This window comes from Parabacteroides sp. AF39-10AC, from assembly GCF_003635405.1.
GTDB lineage: Bacteria > Bacteroidota > Bacteroidia > Bacteroidales > Tannerellaceae > Parabacteroides > Parabacteroides distasonis.
Genome location: NZ_QTLP01000026.1, coordinates 1 through 22,858 on the forward strand (window position 1 = coordinate 1; position 22,858 = coordinate 22,858).

The following is a 22,858-nucleotide window of genomic DNA, read 5'->3' on the forward strand; positions in this document are numbered from 1 at the left end:
CCTAATTTTGATATTATCTCGTCTTTATCCATATTTCAAATTTTATTGCTAATTTATTTATAACCGCACCTTATGGTGTCGTTCCTACACTTCTATAACTGCACCTCACGAATTATCCAGTGTATCAAGAGGATTAGGGATTTTTGCTTTATGGGCACTTGACACATGAAGATAAATGGTTGTGGTCTTGATGTCGTTGTGTCCCAGCAATTCCTGTATCGTGTGCAGGTCTGTTCCCTGTTCCAGCAAGTGTGTGGCAAAGGAGTGGCGCAGCATGTGTACGTGTACACGGTGTTTGATGCCTGCACGATGTGCGGCTTCTTTCAGCACTTTCACCAATGCACTTGCCGAATATTGCTCTCCGGGTGTTTCGCCCTCAAACAACCATTTTTGTGGGCGATATTCCCGGAAGTAGTGCCGTAGTTCTTCCAGCAACTTGGGTGAAAGGAGCGAATAACGGCATTTCTTCCCCTTGCCCATAATGCGAACCGACATTGTTTCACTGTTGATGTCCTGCGGGGTCAGGTTAAGCAATTCGCTTCTTCTAAGTCCGGCAGAGTAAACCAACGAAATCATGCAGTGATGCTTGATGTTGGAAATTTGTGCAAGGATGCGCTTAATTTCATTCTTGCTCAACACTTCGGGCAGGCTCTTGTACTCTTTGGCACGGGTGATACCGCCGTAGTATTGCCGTTTGCCGCCTTTCACCTGTTCGTAATAGAACTTGATAGCATTGATGCGCATATTCTGTTGCGACACCGAGATTTTCTTCTCGTTCACAAGATAGAGTATGTACTTGTTGATGTCCGGCACTTTCAGGCGGTCGATGTTCCGTCCCTTGTGATATTCCATGAAGTCGCTGAAATAGGCACGGTATGTTTTGACGGTCGAGGGGCTGTAACGCTTCTGTTCCAGCAGTTCGAGGTAGCCTTTCGGCAGTGTGTATTCCCTTTTAGGTTTGGGATGCCGCACGTAAACCCGGCTGTAATCAATATAGGCGTGGGGCGAATAGCGGTCGTAGAAATCCGGCAGGCTGAAAGCGGCTGATGCCATGTATGCAGAGCCGTTGCCAGCCATTTCCATACCCGTGTCTTGGGCGAGCAGTTGGGTTACAGCCTGACTGTTCGCATATTCTATCCGTATGTAGTCTGCACCGTCCCTTGTTTCTTTGTGTAGCACGATGCTTCCTCTTTGTTTCTGAACCTTATCCATGTCGCTGAATTTTGCTTCATGCTCCAAAGATAAAACAAAAACGCCACATTTTGAACATACGTTCAAAAATAATAGAAGTTAAAAAAACAAAACTGTATCAGGCTTTAAGCAGCGAATAGATATAGCGAAAGTTTTCTGCCAGTTCGTCCACGTTTAGACCGTTCAGAAATGCTTGTTCGTATGACAGTCCTAAAAACATTTGCCGGAACATGGTAGCCGTTTTCTTCACGTCCGTGTCGTTTCTGATTTCCCCGCTATTTTTTGCTTTTTGTATGACTTTCTCCCATAGGTCATAGTCTTGTCGGTAGATTTTCTCAATTTTCTGCCTGATGCCCGGATAGTACATACGCACTTGTGACAGGAAATGAAAGTAGTAGAAGTTAGGGCTACAATCATGCGGGCTGCTATTATCGTCAATCAGTTCAACAATCCTTTTCATGGAAGCGGCTACCCCCGCCACGTATTGCCCGATGAACTTCTCCAACGTATCGGCAGGAGCGGCAAACTTGTTTCCCGGTTCGTGCATTTTTAGCACGTATTTGTCTGCCACAGCCATGAATAAATCCAGCTTGTGCGGAAAATAATAAACGATGCCCGTTTTTGTCACTCCGCAGGCTTTGGCAAGCGTGATGATGCTTGCTTTCTCGTAGTTCATCCTGACAAATACTCCGAACGCTTTATCTATTACTTCTTCACGGTTAGTTATTATCATACACGTTTGTTTTTAATCGGTTACGAAGATACGGATTTTGTTTTAACCATTTGTACCCCAGTGCTTTTTTTTAGTGCAAGGTGCAAGTATATATTTATATATATAGCTTGCACCTTGCACTAACCCAAAAATATTTATTATCAGATATTTGCGAGTTTCAAAAGAATGCCGTATCTTTGAACCCGAAAGTTAGGCAGACAAACAGCGGTCAAAGTTGGACAGGCTTAACGGTTGAAAATCGTTACTGTTTCGTTACCTATTTGAAATTTTGAAAGCAAAGTAGCTGAAATATAAGCGGTTAGAGTTATAGGTTCAAAACCCTGTCTTTCCGCTTGATAACTATAACTTATTCACGCAGAATACTAAATGAAGCATATCGATATTGCGATAATGTTTTATGAAATTTGCGATTTCCCTCATATCGTTTCTTAGTGCTACTTTTTGAGAGGGGATATTTGTGTCCCGTATGATGGAGTATACTTTGTCGAAGTTAAGGATATTGAAGGCGTATTCCTTACAAGCTATGGCGGCTTCGGTAGCATAACCTTTATGCCAGTATTCCGCCCTAAGCAAATAACCGATCTCCGGAACCTGTTGACCATTGAATTCTTGATAGGTGAGACCACATTGACCGATAAGCTCTCCGCTGTCTTTCTCTATCATCCCCCATAAACCAAAACCATCGTTTTGATACCTCCTTAATTGCTTATCAAGCCATTCTTGTACCTCTTTTTTACTGAACGCTCCCTCGTAAGCGTACATTACAATCGGATCTTGTAAAAGCTTACAGATATTATTAAAATCATCTTGTTTTAATTCCCTTAATAGGAGTCGCTTTGTCTCTAATATCATCTCTTTCATACGATATTTCTTTTTGTCTTCTCAAATTGTTGGATGACTAGTTAGAATATATCGCTCAAGGAATACCGGAGTTGATCCATCATCAACGGCACTTCCGCCTCCTCGATTCCCGCTACAAGAAGATCGGGAATATCTTGATTGAACTGCTCTTGGAACTTCGAGAAATCACCGGACTCTTTCTCCACGGCTTTTTTATAAAAAGCAAGCGCTCCCTTGATATTCTGTAATGCCCATTCCGTATGTCCCGCATTCAAGAAATCTTGGGTGTTGGGTTGATTATCCATGATCTTTTTGTAATAATTACGGGCCTGATCGTATTTACCGGTCAAGAAAGAACACCAAGCGATCGGACGCCAAGCCTTCGTACTTTTATTGTCCAGATAATCTACCTTGAAATAATATTTCAGCGCCTCATTATAATTCTTGAGTTCAAGATGGCAGTGGCCGATACATATTTGGATCGATAAATCATCCGGATTGAAAGCCTCGTAACGATGATAGTATTTCAACGCTTCTTCCGGTTGCTTTAAGGTACGGTAACAACCGGCGATCCGGCGAATAACCCATTTACTGTCCGGATTGATAAGATCCGCATGTAAATAAGCCTCCAAGGCGCCTTGTATATCGCCATTCATTTGTTTGCAGTAACCGATTTTCTGGAATAAGATATCACTTTCTTGATTTGCATCGGATAAGCGATTGTAGATCGTGAGCGCGTCGAGGAAGTAATTCTTCCGGAGATAATACTCCGCTATAGTTGTCAAACTTTCCTCATCACTGACGTAAGGCTGCAAAATTGGCAGGTTATGAAAGTCTAACGCAGATGTAAATATGTCATCAAAATCCAGATGTCCCGGATAAAGTTTGAAGAAACGATACAAGTCCTGTATGTACTGTCCGGATATGATTTCCAGTTTTCCCCGTTTACTGATCAATTCCTCCTTCGTTTGCTGAATCATCTCGGAGGCTTGACTACCAAACTGTCCCATCATCATTTGACGGGCTTGATCCGGCAATTGCATCATACTGAAATATAAGGAATATTTATCGGAATTACACATGAATGCCGCAAGAGTCATGGAATCTAGCATATCCTTTTCCGTTTGATTCTTGCTCAACTGATTGCCAAAAGCGGAATGCTCGGTCGTGAATGGTATGAACCAGTTACCCAATTCCCGGAAAAAGGGGAAATGCTTTAGGTGCACGAAAGTAGAGTGCATTACGTCCGCACCTTCTTGTTGCAGCTCGCTGAACTCCTCCATTTTCTTCCCTAAGGAGCTGTTCGATAACATATTCTGCCACTCCGGATTCATCTCGTTTCCGAGAAGTTCCGGATTGATATCCTTTAAGTTTATCTTTTGACTGATTTTAGGGCCTAGCTTGATCATCTCCGGAATGATCTCGTCTTGTAGCTTACGGGTGATCTTCTCTGTCTCACGAGCTAGGATAAAACGAAGGGTAATCGTTCGGATCGCTTTCGTGAAATTAGGAAATCCCTCGGATAAAGCCGCTAGTCGATCCGCTATCTGCGGATATAGCACCGTACGTTTCCTATAGGTATAGAGCGTCAAGAGAATCCCGATCAACGCGCGGTAACGAATCTCATCTTCTTGGAGATTGGCCGCATCGAATAATAATAGCAGTTTCTCCTTATCGAAAGCGGCTTGCAATCCCAACATTAATGCCGATACGATTTGGCTACCGATGATAAAAGGCAACTCTTGGTCATTCAATAGGTTCCTGATGGAGGCTATTTCTTCCTTATTGAGAGGATTCGAGGTCCAGATCTTATTGAACAATAGGATCGTGGCGGATTCGATTTGCTGCTGCTCCGTAATGGTTCCGGTCGGAGTCTCTATCTTCACCAAAGAGGCGTTTCTCAAGACCTTGTGGAGCTGGTCATAGTTGGTAAGCTCCTTTTGCATCATTCGCCTACGCCTATAATAGGAGAGAGGCGAATCTACCGATAAGGCCTTGTGCTTCACTATATCCGCGAACTCATAGCTGGATGCGATCAAGTTGTTGTATATCTGGTCTTGCATCGGATCTTTAGCCCCCTCGATCCGGTATCGCAACATATATTTATAAGTATCTTGTAGCTCGTTCAACCTGTCTTGGAATGAGTACTCACGTATTCCCGCTATTAAACCTTGGAGAAAATCGAACGCGTTCTTTAGCTCCTTTTCGTCTAATGAACCGATAATTCGGTTGTATGCTTTATTTATTTCTTGTATTGTCATATACTATTAACAACAAATGGTATGCCAAAAGTATAGTATTTAGGCTAAATTTCCTATCTTCGCGTACCTAAAAATAAATTTAGCAGATGAAGAATATCCGCAATTTCTGTATTATTGCTCATATTGACCATGGGAAAAGTACCTTGGCAGACCGTTTGCTTGAGTATACCAAGACAGTAGAAGGTAAAGACATGCAAGCTCAAGTCCTTGACGACATGGATTTAGAGCGTGAGCGTGGTATTACGATCAAGAGCCATGCGATCCAGATGAAGTATAATTATAAGGGTGAAGAATATATACTGAACCTGATCGATACTCCGGGACACGTGGACTTCTCGTATGAGGTTTCCCGTTCTATCGCCGCCTGCGAGGGTGCGTTGCTGATCGTGGACGCGGCCCAAGGTATTCAGGCGCAAACCATCTCTAACCTATATATGGCGATAGAGAATGACTTAGAGATTATTCCGGTGATGAACAAGATCGACCTGCCTAGCGCCATGCCGGAGGAGGTAGAGGACCAGATCGTGGAACTGTTGGGCTGCCCTCGTGAGGATATCTTACGGGCGAGCGGAAAGACAGGCGAGGGAGTGACTGAGATCTTGAATACGATCGTGGAGAAGGTCCCGGCCCCGAAAGGTGATCCGGAGGCCCCGTTGCAGTGTTTGATTTTTGACTCCGTCTTTAATCCGTTCCGTGGTATTATCGCTTACTTCAAGGTGGTAAACGGCGTGATCCGTAAAGGTGACCATGTGAAGTTTATCGCTACAGGAAAAGAGTATGACGCTGATGAGGTAGGTATATTGAAATTAGATATGTGCCCCCGTGAGGAGATCCGGACGGGAGACGTAGGATATATCATTTCCGGTATCAAGACGTCCCGGGAGGTGCGTGTCGGTGATACGATCACTCATGTGTCTCGCCCGGCTAAAGACGCGATCGCAGGCTTTGAGGAGGTGAAGCCGATGGTCTTCGCTGGCGTCTATCCGATCGATAGCGAGGATTTCGAGAACCTTCGCGCTTCATTGGAGAAATTGCAGTTGAACGACGCTTCCTTGACTTTCCAGCCGGAGAGTTCCGCCGCGTTGGGTTTTGGGTTCCGTTGCGGTTTCTTGGGCTTGTTGCATATGGAGATTGTTCAGGAGCGTTTGGATCGTGAGTTCAATATGGATGTGATAACTACTGTACCGAACGTTTCTTATATCGTGCATACAAAGAAAGGGGAGGAGATCGAGGTACATAATCCGGGAGGCTTGCCGGACCCGACTTTGATTGATCATATCGACGAGCCGTTTATCCGTGCTTCCGTGATCACGAACACTACCTATATCGGCCCGATCATGACACTCTGTCTGGGTAAACGTGGCATCCTGCTTAAGCAAGAATATATTTCAGGTGATCGTGTCGAGATTCATTATGACTTGCCGTTGGGCGAGATCGTAATCGACTTTTATGATAAGTTGAAGAGTATTTCAAAAGGGTACGCTTCTTTCGATTACCATTTACATGATTTCCGTCCCAGTAAGTTGGCTAAATTAGATATCCTGTTGAACGGTGAGCCGGTAGACGCTTTGTCTACATTGACGCACGTGGATAATAGCGTTACTTTCGGACGTCGTATGTGCGAGAAACTGAAAGAGTTGATCCCCCGCCAGCAATTCGATATCGCTATCCAAGCGGCGATAGGCGCTAAGATTATCGCTCGTGAGACAATTAAGGCTGTCCGTAAAGACGTGACGGCGAAATGTTATGGAGGCGATATCTCCCGTAAGCGTAAATTGCTGGAAAAACAGAAAGAGGGAAAGAAACGAATGAAGCAGATCGGTACGGTAGAAGTTCCGCAAAAAGCGTTCTTGGCCGTATTGAAGCTGGATTAGAAAGTCAATGGAATCCGTTCGCTAACTCAATGGATTTATAAAGAAAAGTCAATGGATTCTGTAACGGATTCCATTGACTTTTTTATATAAATGGGTCACTTCTCGTTCACGAGCCGTATCCCGCCATCTTCCAGCGTGATAAGATGTTGCTTATAGAGTGCCCCGATCGCTTGTTTGAAAGCTTTCTTGCTACAGCGGAATAAGGAATAGATCACGTCCGGATCGCTCTTGTCGTGTACCGGGATGTATCCCCCTTGTGTTTTCATCGCTTCCAGAATGACGCCGGCGATCCCCTCTACCTTTTGGTAGCCTTGCGGTGTTAGGCTTACGTCTATCTTATCATCCTCACGTACCTCTTTTATATAGCCTTTCAGATGCTCACCTTTCTCAAGACGCTGGAATACCTCATTATAATAGATCAATCCCCAATGCTGGTTATTGATGATCACCTTATAGCCAAGATCCGTCTCATCGGCTACCAATAACTGAACCTCTTGATTCTGCTCGTAATCGATAGGGGTATTGTTCAAGAACTTCTCGATACGTGCGGATGCCATGATACGTCCTGTCACATGATCCAACCGGACGTAGACTAAGTACCATTTTCCCTCTCTCATCGGCATTTTCTGCTCCTTGAAAGGAACGAGCAAATCTTTCATGATACCCCATTCCAGAAATGCGCCGGCATTATTCACGTCTTTTACCTCCATGAACTGGAACTCCCCGACTGTTGCCAGAGGACGTGCGGTAGTAGCGATCAACCTCCCTTCATTATCATGATAAATAAACACCTCGACCTCATCCCCGGGTTTCACGTTTTTAGGTACGTAACGAGTCGGCAACAAGATCTCCACCCCGTTACCTCCATCCAGATAAACCCCGAAGTCAAGGTCTTTCACTATTTTCAGCGTGTTGTATTTTCCTATCTCAACCATATGTTTTTGTTTTGTCACAAACTTACGCAATAATCATGAAAAAGCGGTAAAAACAACTATAATTTTGATTTAGCATGCAGCAATATCTAGACAATTGCATCGTTATAGAAGTATCTTTGGACTTACGGGTGCTTTATGCCTTTGAGTTCAACTAAAAATTGTATATTTGCATCTTATTTGAAGAAAACAAAGATTATGAGAATTAAATTAATATCAGTAGTGATATTGTTTGTCTTGTTGCTAGGGGCTTGTTCCGCACCTAAAGACGTAGTGTATTTGCAAGGAGTAGATACTTTGACTCCAGAACAGATTAGTCAAATGAATCAAACTTATACGTCTCGTATCAGTAAAGATGATTTACTGGCGATATCTGTTACAGCTCCGGATCCGTCCGTGACGACGCCATTTAATCCCCCTGTTTTCGCGTATGCGCAGCAAGGTGACCAACCTATCGCTGCCTCTCAATCAATGTATACTTATCTTGTTGATTCGGATGGTAACATAAATTTCCCAGTATTAGGGAAGATTCATGTCGCAGGTTTATCAAAACAAGAACTGTGTGATGAGCTACAAAGTAAATTGTCAAAATACATAGAAAACCCATTGGTTAACGTGCAGATTACAAATTATAGAATTACGGTAATGGGAGAGGTAAATCGTCCCGGTACTTTTACTATAAAGAATGATCGAATCTCTATTTTAGATGCGTTTGGGTATGTTGGAGATTTGGCGATTACAGCCAATAGGAAGAATATTTTGCTGATAAGAGATAATGATGGGCAAAAAGAATTTGTTCGTATGGATATAACTGATCCTTCGCTATTTACATCTCCCTATTTTTATTTAAGGCAAAATGACGTTATTTATGTTGAGCCCAATTTGGCAAAGCAGCGTAATTCTCGATTTAGTCAAAGCAAACAGTATAATATAACTGTGTTCTCCTCGATAATTAGTGCGATTTCTGTTATTTCTTCGATGGTGATCACGATTATTAATATTAAGAAGTAATTGTTTAGCTATGGATTCAACAAATATAGGAAATGAGACTATAAGTTTAAAGTCTATTCTAATAGGGTATCTGAGGCACTGGAGATTATTTCTAGGCACTTTTGTTATATCTCTAATACCAGCTGTATTATATTTGATTTATTATCCGACAACTTACGAAGTAATGGCTCGTTTTAAAGTTCAAGATGATACTTCCATGTCCTCAGGAAATATGTCTTTGGGAGATGCGGCAGGTTTGATGAAATCTTTTGGTTTGAATGGAGGAGGTAGTGCGGGTATTGTTATTGATGATGAATTAGCGGTGTTAAAATCTCATACTTTATGGTATGAGGTTGTTTCAAAATTAGGCTTAAATGCAGAGTATGTTGAACCGTTAACTTGGAAATATAAACAGTATGTAAATACCCCTTTTCTGATGGTTGCAGATTCTAGTACATTGAAATCTCAAGAGGAAACAATAGAGTTTTATGTCCGGGAAGATCGTGAGGGAAAAATAAAGATCGAAGGGAAGACAAAAAGTCAGAAGCGGTCTTATGAGTTTTCTTCATTACCTGCGATCGTTGAATTCGGTGATAATCGGTTTGTCCTAAGTTATGGAACTAACCATAAATTGGGAGAAAGCATGAAACTTTATATAACCATGAGGCCGGCTGGTTTTGTTGGAGATGATTTTGCGCAGGATATAGAAATTGAGACTTACTCAGATAATTCAAATGTTATAGAATGTACTTTGAGGGAATATGAGAAAAAACGAGGCATTGACGTTTTAAACGCATTAATGTTTGAATATAATAATCGTGCCGATTCAATAAATAATAAAGAAGCTCGTGCTACAATACAGTTTTTGGATGAGCGAATCAATAAGGTAATATCGGATTTAGCTAATGCTGAACGATCTATAGAGATCTATAAGAAAAATAACCAAATGACTGACTTGACAGCCGATGTGCAATTTTATGTGGATCAAATGAAAGAGATCCAAACGAAAATTGTTGAGATGGAGGCTCAAGGGCATGCTATTAGATTTATGGAAGACTTCGTGCAAAATCCTGCTAATAAGTATAATTTGGTACCCGTATTGATGAATGTCCAAGAAGGAGAGAAAGGCGGTTCCATAACTACTTATAATGAGTTGTTGGTAAATCGTCAGCGAATGTTGCAAAACTCGAAAGAGGACAACCCTTTATTTACTGTGATGGATAAGCAATTAGATCAAATGCGTAAGAGTGTTGCCCTTACGATCAAGAATGCGCAAGAAAGCCTGAATTTGACATTGAAAGATCTCAAGTCTAAGGAGAAGGCTATTTTGGATAAAATGGGTAACGTTCCAACTCAAGAACGAGAATTCATGAATTATAAGCGTGATCAAGAGATTGCTCAAGGTGTTTATTTGATATTATTACAAAAACGAGAAGAGGCATTATTGAAATTAAATAAAAGTATGAATAGGGCATTGATTGTTGATGAGGCATTTGTGAAGAGTACACCCGTGGCCCCTCGTAAACTATATGCTGCTCTCGCCGTGTTTTTATTGACAATTGTGGTTCCTGTCGTATATTTATTCTGTAAAGAGCAACTTATAGAACTAAAAAGAGAATACGATAAAATAAGGAAACAAGCTGGCGTGATATAATGGATACTGATATATATATATGTTCTAAGCCATTGCAATATTTTAATGTAAGAAATATTGGATATGGAAATGCATCTTCAAAAAAGGTTCTAATTATTTTAGGACATTTTAGGGATGCGGAATTGTTCTTTCATCAAGTTAAGACATTTGATGATACATGGAATGATATATTATATTTCAAAGATTTGTTTCATTTGGATTTATATTTGTTTTTTCACCCAGTAAATACGTTGTTCGTAGAGGTAGATGCTTCTTTTGTTTATGGAATATTTTTTAAGCTATCCCGATTTAAACGAATGTATATGTTTGAAGAAGGATTCGGAAGCTACAGAAGAGATCGTTTTGATAATTCAAAAGGCTTGAAGAATATAATAAATAAGCTTACGGGTGTTGGTGACCATATTGGTTTTTCAAAGTTTCTTACGGGGCAGTTTCTTTATTTGCCGGATTTGTATAGGTCTCAGTTCCCAGGATATTCAAAATCTTTGAAATCATTCCAGAAGCCCTTTGTTAAGAGGTTAAGGGAAGAATTACCATTGTTTTTGAATTTTTCTACGGGATATGAAGAATTTTTATCTGTGAAAAATAAATCGGTTGGAATTTATTTAACTAATCATCAAATTAATGTAAACATATTGAAAGCTCTGGATAAAGAGAAAAATGATTTTGATTATGTTTATGTGAAATTGCATCCTCATATAAAAAAAACAGAGGATTTGTATCAATATGGATTAAAAATAGTACAATCAAACATAATGGTTGAGTTTTTAATTCTAATCTTGTTGGATAATGGAAATAAACTTTCTGTTTTTCATGAAAATAGTACATCAGTGATTTGGTTTCAGGATCGTATTATTAATAAAAATATGGGACAACCATTTGAAGAGTATGATATTGTAGCTTCTTATATACAATCGAAGGAGTTATAGAATAGATATAAATAGAAGTAATATGTTAAATGAAAAGTCTGTTTTAATTACTGGAGGAACAGGTTCTTTTGGTAAAAAATTCGTGGAGACAATCCTTCGTGATTATCCTCAAGTGAAAAGAATTGTTATTTATTCACGTGACGAGTTGAAACAGTTTGAGCTGAAGCAAAAATACCCTGCGTCAAAGTATCCTCAATTACGTTTCTTTATTGGAGACGTCCGGGATGGAGAACGTTTGGAACGTGCTTGCGAAGGCATAGATGTAATTATTCATGCTGCGGCTATTAAGCAAGTGGATACGGCCGAATATAATCCGGATGAATGCATAAAGACAAATGTACATGGAGCTCAAAATGTGATTAATGCAGCCTTGCGTACAAAAGTAAAGCATGTTGTGGCTTTATCTACGGATAAGGCTTGTGCTCCGATTAATTTATATGGGGCTACAAAGCTGACTTCTGATAAGTTGTTTGTTGCCGCAAATAATATTAGTGGTCCGCGGGATATCAAGTTTTCAGTGGTCCGTTATGGCAATGTTATGGGATCAAGGGGCTCTGTTATTCCTTTTTTCATTAACAAGAGAGATTCAGGTGCGGTAGAGTTACCTATTACGAATATGAAGATGACTCGTTTCAATATTTCGTTAGAAGCGGGAGTTGCTTTGGTCATGTTCGCTATCGGTCATCATTTAGGAGGTGAGATTTTTATTCCTAAGATTCCATCTTATCGAATAGTGGATGTTGCGAAGGCTATTGCGCCTAACCTTCCATTGGTGGAGGTCGGTATACGCCCCGGGGAAAAATTGCATGAGGAAATGATTACGGTCACGGATGCCATGAATACTATAGATCTAGGTCCTTATTATGCGATCTTGCCCTCTGTTGCGTTTAATCATAAATATGAAGACTATGTAAATCATCATAATGCGGTTAAGGTTCCAGAGGGATTCCATTATAGTTCTGATACGAATACGGAATGGGAGACTGTAGAGTCTATGCGGGAAAAAATAAAGAAATATGTAGATCCTAATTTTGAGATAAAATGATTACTAAACCTATTCCTTATGGACGTCAGCATATTACGGATGAGGATATTCAATGTGTAATAGATGCCTTAAAGTCGGATTATTTAACTCAAGGGCCAAAAATAAAAGAATTTGAGGAGGCTTTTGCCTCTTATGTCGGCTGTAAATATGCTATAGCAGTTAATAATGCTACGGCGGGTCTTCATTTAGCGGCTACGGCACTTGATGTGAATCTGGGTGATAAAGTGATTGTGACTCCTTTGACTTTTGCGGCTAGTGCTAATTGTATTCGCTATCGGGGAGGCGAGGTTGTCTTCTGTGATGTAGAAGAAGATACCTATTTGATGGATATAAAGAAATTAAGCCGTTTATTGTCGCAATCTCCTAAAGGCACTTATAAAGGAATTGTTTTGGTAGATTTTGCGGGTTATCCAGCCAATTTGGAGGCCTTTCGTCAATTGGCGGATGAGTACGGCTTATGGATTATAGAAGATGCTTGTCATGCGCCAGGTGGATATTTTATTGATAGTAAAGGTGAGAAGCAGCTATGTGGCAATGGGAACTTTGCGGATGTTAGTGTTTTTTCGTTTCATCCGGTAAAACATATTGCGACTGGCGAGGGGGGGATGGCTACGACAAATTGTAAGGAATTATATGAAAAACTTTGTCTATACCGTACACACGGCATTACCAAGAACCCGGCACTTTTACACGAGAACCATGGTGGCTGGTATTATGAGATGCAGGAGCTTGGATATAATTATCGAATTACTGATTTTCAGGCAGCTTTAGGGATATCTCAATTGAAAAGAGCCGATATGGGATTAGCACGGCGGCAAGAGATTGCCCGGCGATATAGGGAAGGTCTTTCCGATCTGAAGGGGGTTAAGCTTCCTTTTGTATCGGATCAGGTCTTTCATGCCTATCATTTATTTATAATCCAAGTGGAGGACAGATTAGGATTATATGATTATTTGCATAAAAGTAATATTTATGCGCAAGTTCATTATGTTCCTTTGCATCTGACCCCTTATTATAAGCAATTAGGAAATAAAGAAGGCGATCAACCTGTAATGGAGGAATACTATAAGCATTGTTTGAGTCTGCCGATGTATCCGACATTGACGGATGAAGAACAGGAATATGTAATTGTGAAGATCAAAGAATTCCTTTCTTAAAAAGAAATTGTAAGATGAACCAAAAAAATCCTGCGGTAAGTATTGTTATCCCAGTATTTAACGTGGAAAAATACATTGGGAAATGTTTGGATTCATTGATATCCCAAACATTGCATAACATTGAGATTATCTGTGTGAATGATTGTTCTACTGATAAATCATTAGATATACTTCGGGATTATGAGGCAAAGGATAATCGTATTGTTGTTATTGATTTACCTCGGAATATAAAACAAGGGGGAGCCCGTAATGCCGGGATAAAAAAAGCGAGGGCTCCTTTCCTTGGTTTTGTTGATAGTGACGATTGGGTTTCTCTTGATATGTATGAAAATCTCTATACATTAGCGGTTACGCATGATGCGGAAATGGTTTGTGGTGACTATTTTCAGTATTATAGTGAACAAGATATTCGTTTACGGATTAACTGTAAGCCTGAATGGTTTTCATTGCCTGAACATGAGAGAAATAAGCGTTTTATTGAAGGTGAATGTCGGATTTGGACTAATATAATCAAAAAAGAAGTCTTTATCAGAAATAAAATAGAATTTCCTGAGGAGTTATTCTATGAAGATAATGCGATTGTAACTGCTCTATATTTGAGCGCGAGAAAGATCGTGAAGGATACCCATCCTTATTATTATTATCGTTGTAATAATATTTCTACGACTCGGAGTATTAATAACTATCGCTTTTTTGACCGTTTGAAGACTTCTAAAATGTTTTTGGATAATATGCGTAGATTAGGTATCTATGAGATATATCCGGAAGAAGTAGAGTTTCGATTTACTGAGCTTTTTTATGTAAACTCAATTCTAGGTGCCATATCACAGTTTGATCCTCCTGAGAAAAAGTATGTGAATCAAATCAAGCGGGAGATGGAAGAGATATTTCCTTGTTTCATGAAGAATAGTTATTACAAGACAAAAGTTCCATTGAAACTTCGTATATTGCTTCGTGCTATTTATTTTCAGACTGATTTGGGCATAAGCTTGTATCAGATTTTGGTTAAATTAAGATCATAAAAATAACGAAAAAATGAAATGTTTGGCAATAATACCAGCACGAGGAGGTAGTAAACGGATTCCTCATAAAAATATAAAACCTTTTTTGGGCAGACCGATAATAGCATATTCAATAGAGGCCGCTCTTGGTACCGGACTGTTTGAGGAGGTGATGGTTTCGACGGATGATGTGGAAATCGCCGAGATAGCCCGTCAAGAAGGGGCTTCTGTCCCTTTTCTGCGTTCTACGGAAAATGCTAATGACTATGCTACATTGGCGGATGTATTGGTCGAGGTTGTCAATGCCTATAAAGGGAGAGGGTATGAGTTTGACTTGATCTGTTGTTTGCTTCCAACAGCCCCATTGATTTCTTCCGAGGATGTTCGTTCTGCTTATGATCAGTTAGTTATGTCTACCTTTGATTCTATCTGTCCGGTGGTCGCTTTCTCATATCCGATACTGCGTTCTTTATCGATAGATGAAAAAGGAAATTTAAACATGAATTGGCCAGAGTATAGATTTAGCCGGAGTCAAGATTTGCGCCCCGCCTATCATGATAGTGGTACGTTTTATTGGATAAAGACCTCTTCTCTATTAAAAGATAAAAAATTGCTAAGTGAGAATGGCACGGCGATTGTTCTGGATGAGTTTCGTGTACAAGATATTGATACGGATACAGATTGGGCTTTAGCGGAGATGAAATATAAACTACTTCATATGAGTTGATATGAGAGTTCTGATTTTAACTGAGGGATATTCGCACACAGGCTATGGGCATATTTCCCGTTGTACGGCTATTGCCCAAGTATTTCGGGAGAGAAACGCAAATGTAACCTTTATTGTGAATGGGGATGAGAGTGTAAAAAATTTAGTACAATCTTATCCTCTGTTTGTCTTTAATTGGTTGGAGAACACGGAACGTTTGCTTGAGTATCTATCTCAAGATGACATAATAGTTATTGATTCCTATTTGGCAGGAAAAGGACTTTATACCGAAATAAGACAGCGGGTAAAGGTTGCTGCTTATTTAGATGATTTTAATCGTTTGGAATATCCGGAGGGAATCATCATAAATGGGACAGTCGGTGCGGAATTGATTCCCTATAAACGGAATCTTGGACAACGTTATTTGTTAGGAAAGGATTATGTGATTTTACGTGAGGTATTTAAAAACTTATGTGGTCATAGAGAAATCCGGGAGAAAATAAAGACTGTCCTAATTACTTTCGGAGGTAGTGATCCTTTAAATCTAACGCCAAAAATTTTGGAGAAGTTGACGAATTGCTATGCTAATTTGAGGAAAATCGTTATCTTAGGGCCAGTATTTTCTCATAAGGCAGAAATAGAGAGGATGGCGGATGATAATACGGTTATATACCGTAATGTAGAGGCTGAAGTGATGAGAGATTTGATGTTAGCTGCGGATCTTGCGATCTCTGCGGCTGGACAGACGATAAACGAATTGGCGATAACAGGTCTGCCATCCGTTATCTTTAAGGTGGCTGAAAACCAAGGTAACAATATTGCGGGGTGGAAGAATATTGGCTTTGTCGATGAATTTATTGATGCCACAAAAGATTGGCATATAGATGATCTGGATAAGATTATATTAAAATTTGAGAACTCCGAATATCGGCGGGAGATTTTTTGTCGGGGGATAAGTCAAATCGATGGAAAAGGGGCTCATCGGATTATGAAAGCTGTAACCCGGATGTTTTATGAGATGAATATGGATATGAGATTGGCTAAAGAAGAAGACTTACTACCTCTGTTCGAGCTTACGAATGATCGGATGGTACGGCAAAATTCTTTTTCGACCCATGCTATATCATTGGATGAACATAGAAATTGGTTTTATGCGACCTTAAAGAATAGAGCGAGAAGACTATTTGTCTTTTACGAGAAAGAGAAATTAATTGGACAAGTCCGTTTCGATATTGAGGAAAATAACAGTGCGGTGATTAGTATAAGTATTGGAGCTAACTACAGAGGATTTGGACTTGCTCCTTGCTTATTGGAAAAGGCTTTGAGACATTTCCATGACCGTGAAAGGCAAATAAGTAAGATTTACGCATATGTGAAAACCGAGAATATGGCTTCAAGATATGCGTTTATTCGTGCTGGTTTTAAGGATTGTGTTAGTGATAATAAACATGCGTTGAAGTATTGTTATGTGTATGGAAACTAATTTATTCGAATATTTTGGTCTTGATCGGGAAGATTCCGATCGGGTATTTATTATAGCGGAAATGTCTGCGAATCATAATCATGATTTCAACATCGCCGTAGAGACCGTGAAAGCAGCCAAGGCTGCTGGTGCGGATGCCATCAAATTGCAAACCTATACGGCGGATACTCTTACATTAGATTGTGATAATGCTTATTTTCAAATAAAGCAAGATACTTTATGGGATGGAACCACATTGTATAAATTATATCAGAACGCCTTTACTCCTTGGAAATGGCAACCTGAATTAAAACGTATTGCGGAAGAGGAAGGTCTGATTTGTTTCTCATCTCCATTTGACAAAACATCTGTGGATTTCTTGGAGGCTATGGATGTTCCGGCATATAAGATCGCTAGCTTTGAGATTACGGATATTCCTTTGATCGAGTATGTGGCCTCAAAGATGAAACCAGTCATAATATCAACGGGAATAGCTACTTATGAGGATATTGAGGGGGCGATAGCCGCTTGCAAAAGAGTCGGTAATGATCAGATTGCCTTATTGAAATGTACATCTTCTTATCCGGCTCCTGTGGCGCTTGCGAACTTAAGGACGATTCCCGATATGAGAGAGCGTTTCAAACTTCCTGTAGGACTTTCAGATCATACGATGTCTAGTTCGGTGGCGATAGCCTCGGTTGCGTTGGGTGCTCGAATTCTCGAGAAGCATTTTATTTTGGATCGGGGTATTGGAGGACCGGATGCGGCCTTTTCTATGAATAAGGAGGAGTTCTCCGAAATGGTTCGATGTGTAAGAGAAGTCGAGATGGCATTGGGAAAGCCAACCTATGAGTTGACTGAAAAGGTGAGGAATAACAGGAAATTTGCCCGTTCCTTATTTGTCGCTCAAGATATGTATGCTGGTGATACAGTAACAGAAGAAAATGTTCGTTCTGTTAGACCCTCTGATGGTCTATCGCCTAAGTATTTACCGGATATATTGGGCAAAAAGGTGAAATGTGATATAAAAAAAGGAGAACCTTTCAAGCGGGAGTATTTATCAGATGATTAACTAAAGTTAAAATATATGCTTTATGAAACACCATCTACTTTTATTTATTATGGTATTTTTATTTCCTTTTATGGCTTGTGGTGATGATGAGCTAAAGGAAATATATAACCCGAATTTGCTTCGCAGTACGTCTATTGACGATAGTAGCCTACATTTGGCTTTTCCTGCCATTGCGGGGAATAAGGATCGAAGTAAGATTATCGTGGTTTATAGAGAAGGTTCGAGCCACGTTAGTTTTGATAGTAAGTTAATACAGATGGAGAGTTTCGATAAAGGAAAAACATGGGTTAACAGGAAGGTTATATTTGCTCCAGTTAAAGGGCATGACGTGAGGGATCCTCAGCTTTTAGTATTACCTAATAACGGTATACTTTGCCGTTTCTTTGAAAGAGAATCGGAGACGGAATCCATTGTGAAAAGCATTTGTTCGGAGAATTGGGGTATTTTCTATGGATCGCCTGTTTTATTTCCTTTTCCAAAAGACGAGACATTTGCGGCAGCCCGTGGGAATATGGTTATAATAGATGATGTAATTTATGCGGTATGTTATAATCGATGGGCTGTTACATGGTTGGAAAAATCGGAAGACTTTGGGAGGAGTTGGGAGGTTGTATCTTGGTTAGATGAGCGTCTGTGGACAAATCAAATAGAATGTGGACGTATTAATGAGGCCTCGCTGGGGTATTATGATGGGAAAATGTACGTCGTGGGTCGTCAACAGTCAGAGAATGGAGACAATCGTCTTGAGATTGGAGTTAGTGAGGATTTAGGGGTGACTTGGACATGGAGTTTTTTACCGATAGAAGGGCATGCTCCTTCTTTAACTCCTTATAAGGATGCTTTTATACTAACTTACCGGAATGTTAAGGACTCCAATCGTGGTAAATATAGTTTTGATACGGTACTTCTTAAAGATGGGAAGTTGGCTAGTAATCCTGCTAGTCTTTTTGAAAGCGATAATTTTGATGTTGGCTACGGAGATGTTCTTACTTTACCAAATAGTTTCTTGGTTTGCTGTTATCAACCGGGCTCTATCCGTTGTTATGAACTGAAATATGATGTTTTCAATTATAGATGATATGGATAGGAGAGAAAGGGATTATTCGATTGATTTTGTGAAGGGAGTTGCCATTCTCTTTGTGATATTGTTGCACAATATGCCAAATGAATCTATTTACTCAATTGCTTACATTGGGCAGGCTGTTCCTTTATTTTTATTGGTGTCATCTTATTTGACTTATGGTGGTTTTCAGCGAAAAGGTTTCAACGGTTATTTCTCTGCTAGGAATGTGAAGAAGATGTTAGATCGTGTTTCTCTCCCATTCTTTCTCTTAATTTTTTCTCAATGTGCAATCTTTTATCTTCTTAAAGGTGGAGTAGATTGGCAGCGGCTTTATATGCAAGGTGGCTTTGGTCCAGGATCCTATTATCCATGGATCTATTTACAGTGTTGGCTGATATTACCTTTTGTTATTTTTCTGGTTAATTGTCTTTCTTTTAGGAGGTCTTTTGTGTTATTTGTTGGGATTTGTGCTTTGGGTGAATGGTTTACCTGTGTATTTCATGTGCCGGATAATGTTTATAGACTTCTTTTTTATCGATATTTATTTCTTTTGTATTTAGGCTGTGTTATTTTGAAGTTTAAAATAAAGTTGAACGTTTGGGTTTGTGGATTAGCTCTTATAGCCTTGTTCTTGGCTATTTTAGAGATATATACTTCTGTAGATTTGATGCCATATCTTACGAACCAATGGAAAGGATATCATTGGGTTGATTATTTTTATACTTTATTTGTGTTTTTCTTGCTGGTGAAACTATATAATTATATAATGAAGTCACGACTATCTGTTTTCTTTGTAAAATTGGGTAATTACTCATATGAAGTGTTTCTTTTCCAGATGTTGGTGTTTAGTTTGATTAGTGAGAAAAGATTTTTCTTTATCGAGAATGAGGTGTTTAGAAACATAGTATATGTGTTGACAACTATTGTGTTTTCTATTGTTCCTGTACTTGTTTATAAGGAGTACATAAAGAAATTGTATGTTAGATGATCAAATTGTAGAAAATGAAAATAATTATTAAAATGATGTGCTTATTCTTCTTGTTGGCATGTACTAAAGATGAAATGAATACATTTGAAGGAGCGATTCCTTTTTATAAGGAAGGTATATCCAATTTAAGATCGGATATATTAGATAAAAAGGATGGTGTTCAAAATAGTCTGTTTACTTTTATCTCAAACGTTTATACGGATGAACTATCCCAAGAAGTAATTATTCGTATATTATCAGATGATATAGATTTATCGGTAGGAAAAGATTTAGGATTTATGAATATTTATAAGGAACGAGTGGATATTTATAAATCCAATAAGGATTATCAAGCTGCCTTAAATGAGTCTCTTCCTTTGTCCTTTACACTTAATAAGGATATGTTATATTCGATAGGTTTTGATAAAAGGGAAGATAGTGTTTCTTTTTTTATAAGGGAGATAGAGGCTGACAAAAACGTACTAAAGGAATTTAAGCGGACTTATTCTGCGCAAAAGGATCCTTATCAACTTTTGATGTGGGGGAAACCTTTCTTTGCGGTGAGGCGTGGTGAAGTAAAGCTCTTAGATTCATGGATAACAGCTCCTTTTCATAACCCTGTATTGAGTATTTTTGGAGACTCTTTTGTAGAGGGGACAATGTTACTTATTAATGGTATAGATCGAAAATATCGTTGGAGTTCGATGCTTACTTCTGTATTGGGAAAAGAACGATGTTTGATAGATGGTAAAGGAGGAGAGATGATGTCTGATGAATTTATTAATCGATTTAAGATAGAAAATTCTTGGTATAAAACTAAGTACGTTATTTTAGCCTTAGGTACAAATAATTACCTTGATGTTGAGAAATATAAGAAATATATGTTACAAGCTATATCTATTTTAAGAAATAATGGACAAATCCCGGTTTTACTCACAGTCACTCCTCGTAAGGATCGTGACTATGAGCCTGTTAAACTAATAAATGACTGGATTAAAAGTATGAATATTAAATATATAGATATGCATGAGGCTGTGACAAAAGAAAATGATCCAACCCAATGGAGAGATGGTTATTTATTTTATGACGGTATACATCCAACTCCGAATGGATATAAAGCAATGTATGAGCAAGTCTTGAAGGATTTACCAGAAATCTTTAAAGAAGATCATTTAAGTATGTCATACCAAAATTCATAACTCCTTATTATATTGGGGATATAACAACTTACTAAAAAAGAGCCATTCATGGTTAGTACATCTGCATATCCTATGTCCATGTCCATATTACTATATAAAGTAACAGGGGTAGAAGCTATTTGGCCATTTTTCCAAAAAGCGAGATCTAAAGAATAGCCAGAAGCTGTAACATTTGCTTTATTCTTTTTGACATGATACAGATTTACTTCACACGCAATTAACAATTAAAAGAACGTGTGTAAGATGTCAAACAAAGCAAGAGAACGTAAAAGTTACAGCATGGAGTTCAAGCTCCGTATGCTGAAGGAGTATTATGAGAGTGGCTCAACCAAGTACAGCCTATGTAAGAAATATTCGGTTGATTACGTGACATTTAGTCGCTGGGAACGTTATTTTGAGTCAAAAACGCTATCTTTACCGTCCGATCTGACAGAGTTAGAGCATCAGGTATATATGGCACGAAAGAAATCCGAATCATCCAAGGCGACCGGTCCCCAAACGGAGAGCGAGAGGCTCCGGGAGGAGAACTTGCGCCTACGCAAGGCGTTGGCCTACTCAGAGTTGCGCAATGAGGCTCTGCATGAGCTTCTTAAGATCGGTCGGGAACAATATGGCATCGACCTGCTAAAAAAAGCTGGCGCCAAGCGGTAGACAACCTTCGGCTCAGGCATCCCAAGGAATCGATCGGTAGCCTGAGCGGGCTGTTTGGCAAGACAAGAGAAGGTTATTACTCCGTGAGCAAGGAGAAACGTATGCGCAGGGAATTGTCAGAGAAAGAGATACTTGACACCGTGAGGGATATCCGGCATGAGGCTCCGGGCATCGGGGCGTACAAGCTGTACCTGATGCTCAAGGAACTCTATCCGGACGGGATGCGTGGCCGGGATTGGTTCTACGGGCTGATGCATGAGTCACACCTGATGCTGAAGCCCGGGAAGCGCCGTCACACGACAAGCTCCAACCATCCTTACAGGAAGTACAAGAACATGATCAAGGGATTGACCGTCAACAGGATCAACCAATTGTGGGTGGCCGACATCACCTATATCGACACCGATGAGGGCGTGGCCTACCTGCATCTCCTGACGGACGCGTTCACGCATGAGATCATAGGCTGGGTCCTTTCCGACAGCCTGGTCGCCTCCAATACCGTGACGGCTCTGGAGATGGGTATCTCGCACGTGTCACCCCTGGGGTTCGATGGACTGATCCACCACTCCGACCGCGGCGTTCAATATTGTTGTAATCAATATATTGATCGTCTACAGGCCATTAAAGCCACGATCAGCATGACGGAGGACTACAAGCCTACCGACAACGCGATCGCCGAGCGGGTCAACGGCATCATCAAGCAGGAATGGCTCTACAGGATGAAACGCCCCCCGGACGTGGTGGCCGCAAGGGATTTGTTGGCGAGGATCATAGACTTCTACAACAATAGGAGACCGCATAGGAGCAACAGGGACATGCTCCCACCTGTCAGGTTCCGAGAAGCTCTGACTTGTATGTGATCGCTCAATGGAGGCTTTGCGCCTCCAGCCGCGAGGCTTCCTCCGCAGTGGTTTTTTCATGGTTGTTTTGCATGGAAAAAGAAAAACGGTATTTTTGCCGCTGTGAACCGGTTCAGGAAACAACTTTCAACCCTGTGAAGTTTTTCAGGAGAAGGTTCTCTAAGATGTGAAGTACCTTAGAAAATAACAGTAAAATCTGTGAAGTAAATTTAGGCATAGTCATTTGGATATCCGTAGTTATAAAGTAAGTTGGCTTCATCGGCAAAGTAAG

Annotated in this window: 20 protein-coding genes; 15 read left to right on the forward strand and 5 right to left on the reverse strand. The window is 40.0% G+C overall.

Features of this window, described 5'->3' with window-relative positions:
* Window positions 1–105 precede the first annotated feature (105 nt).
* From DW033_RS19195 to DW033_RS19215, 4 genes are all read right to left on the reverse strand, one after another.
* Window positions 106–1,212, reverse strand: coding sequence for a site-specific integrase (locus tag DW033_RS19195; protein WP_065540254.1), 1,107 nt, complete (start codon window positions 1,210–1,212; stop codon window positions 106–108).
* Between the two features lie 97 nt (window positions 1,213–1,309).
* Complete coding sequence (locus tag DW033_RS19200) at window positions 1,310–1,924, reverse strand: TetR/AcrR family transcriptional regulator (RefSeq protein WP_065537820.1); 615 nt, start codon at window positions 1,922–1,924, stop codon at window positions 1,310–1,312.
* A 339-nt stretch (window positions 1,925–2,263) separates the two neighbouring features.
* A complete protein-coding gene (locus tag DW033_RS19210; RefSeq protein WP_005868101.1) occupies window positions 2,264–2,785 on the reverse strand; it encodes a GNAT family N-acetyltransferase in 522 nt (173 codons plus the stop codon).
* A gap of 41 nt (window positions 2,786–2,826) precedes the next feature.
* Window positions 2,827–5,025: a tetratricopeptide repeat protein gene (locus DW033_RS19215; protein ID WP_122383036.1), complete on the reverse strand. Its 2,199-nt coding sequence runs from the start codon at window positions 5,023–5,025 to the stop codon at window positions 2,827–2,829.
* An 86-nt stretch (window positions 5,026–5,111) separates the two neighbouring features.
* On the opposite strand from DW033_RS19215, the gene lepA reads away from it, so the two are divergent.
* Window positions 5,112–6,899: a translation elongation factor 4 gene (gene lepA, locus DW033_RS19220; protein ID WP_005868105.1), complete on the forward strand. Its 1,788-nt coding sequence runs from the start codon at window positions 5,112–5,114 to the stop codon at window positions 6,897–6,899.
* Window positions 6,900–6,994: 95 nt separating this feature from the next.
* Here lepA and DW033_RS19225 read toward each other — a convergent pair whose 3' ends face one another.
* Window positions 6,995–7,834, reverse strand: a complete 840-nt coding sequence (locus DW033_RS19225; protein WP_005856099.1) for a S1 RNA-binding domain-containing protein — start codon at window positions 7,832–7,834, stop codon at window positions 6,995–6,997.
* 195 nt (window positions 7,835–8,029) lie between these two features.
* On the opposite strand from DW033_RS19225, the gene DW033_RS19230 reads away from it, so the two are divergent.
* From DW033_RS19230 to DW033_RS19295, 14 genes are all read left to right on the forward strand, one after another.
* Window positions 8,030–8,842, forward strand: a complete 813-nt coding sequence (locus DW033_RS19230) for a polysaccharide biosynthesis/export family protein (protein WP_008778266.1) — start codon at window positions 8,030–8,032, stop codon at window positions 8,840–8,842.
* A 10-nt stretch (window positions 8,843–8,852) separates the two neighbouring features.
* Window positions 8,853–10,475: a GNVR domain-containing protein gene (locus DW033_RS19235; RefSeq protein WP_121960862.1), complete on the forward strand. Its 1,623-nt coding sequence runs from the start codon at window positions 8,853–8,855 to the stop codon at window positions 10,473–10,475.
* A complete protein-coding gene (locus tag DW033_RS19240) occupies window positions 10,475–11,404 on the forward strand; it encodes a hypothetical protein (RefSeq protein ID WP_005856106.1) in 930 nt (309 codons plus the stop codon). Before DW033_RS19235 ends, DW033_RS19240 begins: the two co-directional genes overlap by 1 nt.
* Before the next feature lie 22 nt (window positions 11,405–11,426).
* The gene (pseB, locus tag DW033_RS19245; protein WP_005868112.1) at window positions 11,427–12,449 is read left to right on the forward strand and encodes a UDP-N-acetylglucosamine 4,6-dehydratase (inverting); all 1,023 of its coding nucleotides are present in this window, start codon (window positions 11,427–11,429) and stop codon (window positions 12,447–12,449) included.
* Entirely contained in the window at window positions 12,446–13,606 is a 1,161-nt protein-coding gene (gene pseC / locus DW033_RS19250) for a UDP-4-amino-4,6-dideoxy-N-acetyl-beta-L-altrosamine transaminase (protein WP_121960861.1), read from the forward strand. The genes pseB and pseC overlap by 4 nt, the downstream gene beginning before the upstream one ends.
* A 14-nt stretch (window positions 13,607–13,620) precedes the next feature.
* Entirely contained in the window at window positions 13,621–14,628 is a 1,008-nt protein-coding gene (locus DW033_RS19255) for a glycosyltransferase family 2 protein (RefSeq protein WP_057326654.1), read from the forward strand.
* A gap of 13 nt (window positions 14,629–14,641) precedes the next feature.
* Window positions 14,642–15,334: a pseudaminic acid cytidylyltransferase gene (gene pseF, locus DW033_RS19260; protein ID WP_009276749.1), complete on the forward strand. Its 693-nt coding sequence runs from the start codon at window positions 14,642–14,644 to the stop codon at window positions 15,332–15,334.
* 1 nt (window position 15,335) lies between these two features.
* Window positions 15,336–16,796, forward strand: coding sequence for a bifunctional UDP-2,4-diacetamido-2,4,6-trideoxy-beta-L-altropyranose hydrolase/GNAT family N-acetyltransferase (locus DW033_RS19265; RefSeq protein ID WP_121960860.1), 1,461 nt, complete (start codon window positions 15,336–15,338; stop codon window positions 16,794–16,796).
* A complete protein-coding gene (pseI, locus tag DW033_RS19270) occupies window positions 16,786–17,847 on the forward strand; it encodes a pseudaminic acid synthase (RefSeq protein ID WP_305036251.1) in 1,062 nt (353 codons plus the stop codon). Before DW033_RS19265 ends, pseI begins: the two co-directional genes overlap by 11 nt.
* A gap of 22 nt (window positions 17,848–17,869) precedes the next feature.
* A complete protein-coding gene (locus DW033_RS19275) occupies window positions 17,870–18,925 on the forward strand; it encodes a sialidase family protein (RefSeq protein ID WP_005868120.1) in 1,056 nt (351 codons plus the stop codon).
* Window position 18,926: 1 nt separating this feature from the next.
* On the forward strand, window positions 18,927–19,898 hold the full coding sequence (locus tag DW033_RS19280) for an acyltransferase family protein (RefSeq protein WP_227154372.1): 972 nt from the start codon (window positions 18,927–18,929) through the stop codon (window positions 19,896–19,898).
* A gap of 14 nt (window positions 19,899–19,912) precedes the next feature.
* Complete coding sequence (locus tag DW033_RS19285) at window positions 19,913–21,076, forward strand: SGNH/GDSL hydrolase family protein (RefSeq protein ID WP_057326655.1); 1,164 nt, start codon at window positions 19,913–19,915, stop codon at window positions 21,074–21,076.
* Window positions 21,077–21,319: 243 nt separating this feature from the next.
* The gene (locus DW033_RS19290; RefSeq protein ID WP_048928764.1) at window positions 21,320–21,727 is read left to right on the forward strand and encodes a transposase; all 408 of its coding nucleotides are present in this window, start codon (window positions 21,320–21,322) and stop codon (window positions 21,725–21,727) included.
* Between the two features lie 32 nt (window positions 21,728–21,759).
* Window positions 21,760–22,587, forward strand: coding sequence for an IS3 family transposase (locus DW033_RS19295; RefSeq protein ID WP_232054504.1), 828 nt, complete (start codon window positions 21,760–21,762; stop codon window positions 22,585–22,587).
* Window positions 22,588–22,858: the final 271 nt, after the last annotated feature.

Excerpts from the sequence above, each read along its gene's own strand:
- DW033_RS19210 (WP_005868101.1), bottom strand. The coding sequence starts at position 2,785 with ATGAAAGAGATGATATTAGAGACAAAGCGACTCCTATTAAGGGAATTA.
- pseB (WP_005868112.1), top strand. The coding sequence starts at position 11,427 with ATGTTAAATGAAAAGTCTGTTTTAATTACTGGAGGAACAGGTTCTTTT.
- DW033_RS19255 (WP_057326654.1), top strand. The coding sequence starts at position 13,621 with ATGAACCAAAAAAATCCTGCGGTAAGTATTGTTATCCCAGTATTTAAC.
- DW033_RS19235 (WP_121960862.1), top strand. The coding sequence starts at position 8,853 with ATGGATTCAACAAATATAGGAAATGAGACTATAAGTTTAAAGTCTATT.
- DW033_RS19215 (WP_122383036.1), bottom strand. The coding sequence starts at position 5,025 with ATGACAATACAAGAAATAAATAAAGCATACAACCGAATTATCGGTTCA.
- DW033_RS19225 (WP_005856099.1), bottom strand. The coding sequence starts at position 7,834 with ATGGTTGAGATAGGAAAATACAACACGCTGAAAATAGTGAAAGACCTT.
- DW033_RS19285 (WP_057326655.1), top strand. The coding sequence starts at position 19,913 with ATGAAAATAATTATTAAAATGATGTGCTTATTCTTCTTGTTGGCATGT.
- DW033_RS19275 (WP_005868120.1), top strand. The coding sequence starts at position 17,870 with ATGAAACACCATCTACTTTTATTTATTATGGTATTTTTATTTCCTTTT.
- DW033_RS19200 (WP_065537820.1), bottom strand. The coding sequence starts at position 1,924 with ATGATAATAACTAACCGTGAAGAAGTAATAGATAAAGCGTTCGGAGTA.
- DW033_RS19240 (WP_005856106.1), top strand. The coding sequence starts at position 10,475 with ATGGATACTGATATATATATATGTTCTAAGCCATTGCAATATTTTAAT.
- DW033_RS19230 (WP_008778266.1), top strand. The coding sequence starts at position 8,030 with ATGAGAATTAAATTAATATCAGTAGTGATATTGTTTGTCTTGTTGCTA.
- DW033_RS19290 (WP_048928764.1), top strand. The coding sequence starts at position 21,320 with ATGTCAAACAAAGCAAGAGAACGTAAAAGTTACAGCATGGAGTTCAAG.
- pseF (WP_009276749.1), top strand. The coding sequence starts at position 14,642 with ATGAAATGTTTGGCAATAATACCAGCACGAGGAGGTAGTAAACGGATT.
- lepA (WP_005868105.1), top strand. The coding sequence starts at position 5,112 with ATGAAGAATATCCGCAATTTCTGTATTATTGCTCATATTGACCATGGG.
- DW033_RS19195 (WP_065540254.1), bottom strand. The coding sequence starts at position 1,212 with ATGGATAAGGTTCAGAAACAAAGAGGAAGCATCGTGCTACACAAAGAA.
- DW033_RS19265 (WP_121960860.1), top strand. The coding sequence starts at position 15,336 with ATGAGAGTTCTGATTTTAACTGAGGGATATTCGCACACAGGCTATGGG.
- pseC (WP_121960861.1), top strand. The coding sequence starts at position 12,446 with ATGATTACTAAACCTATTCCTTATGGACGTCAGCATATTACGGATGAG.
- DW033_RS19280 (WP_227154372.1), top strand. The coding sequence starts at position 18,927 with ATGGATAGGAGAGAAAGGGATTATTCGATTGATTTTGTGAAGGGAGTT.
- pseI (WP_305036251.1), top strand. The coding sequence starts at position 16,786 with ATGGAAACTAATTTATTCGAATATTTTGGTCTTGATCGGGAAGATTCC.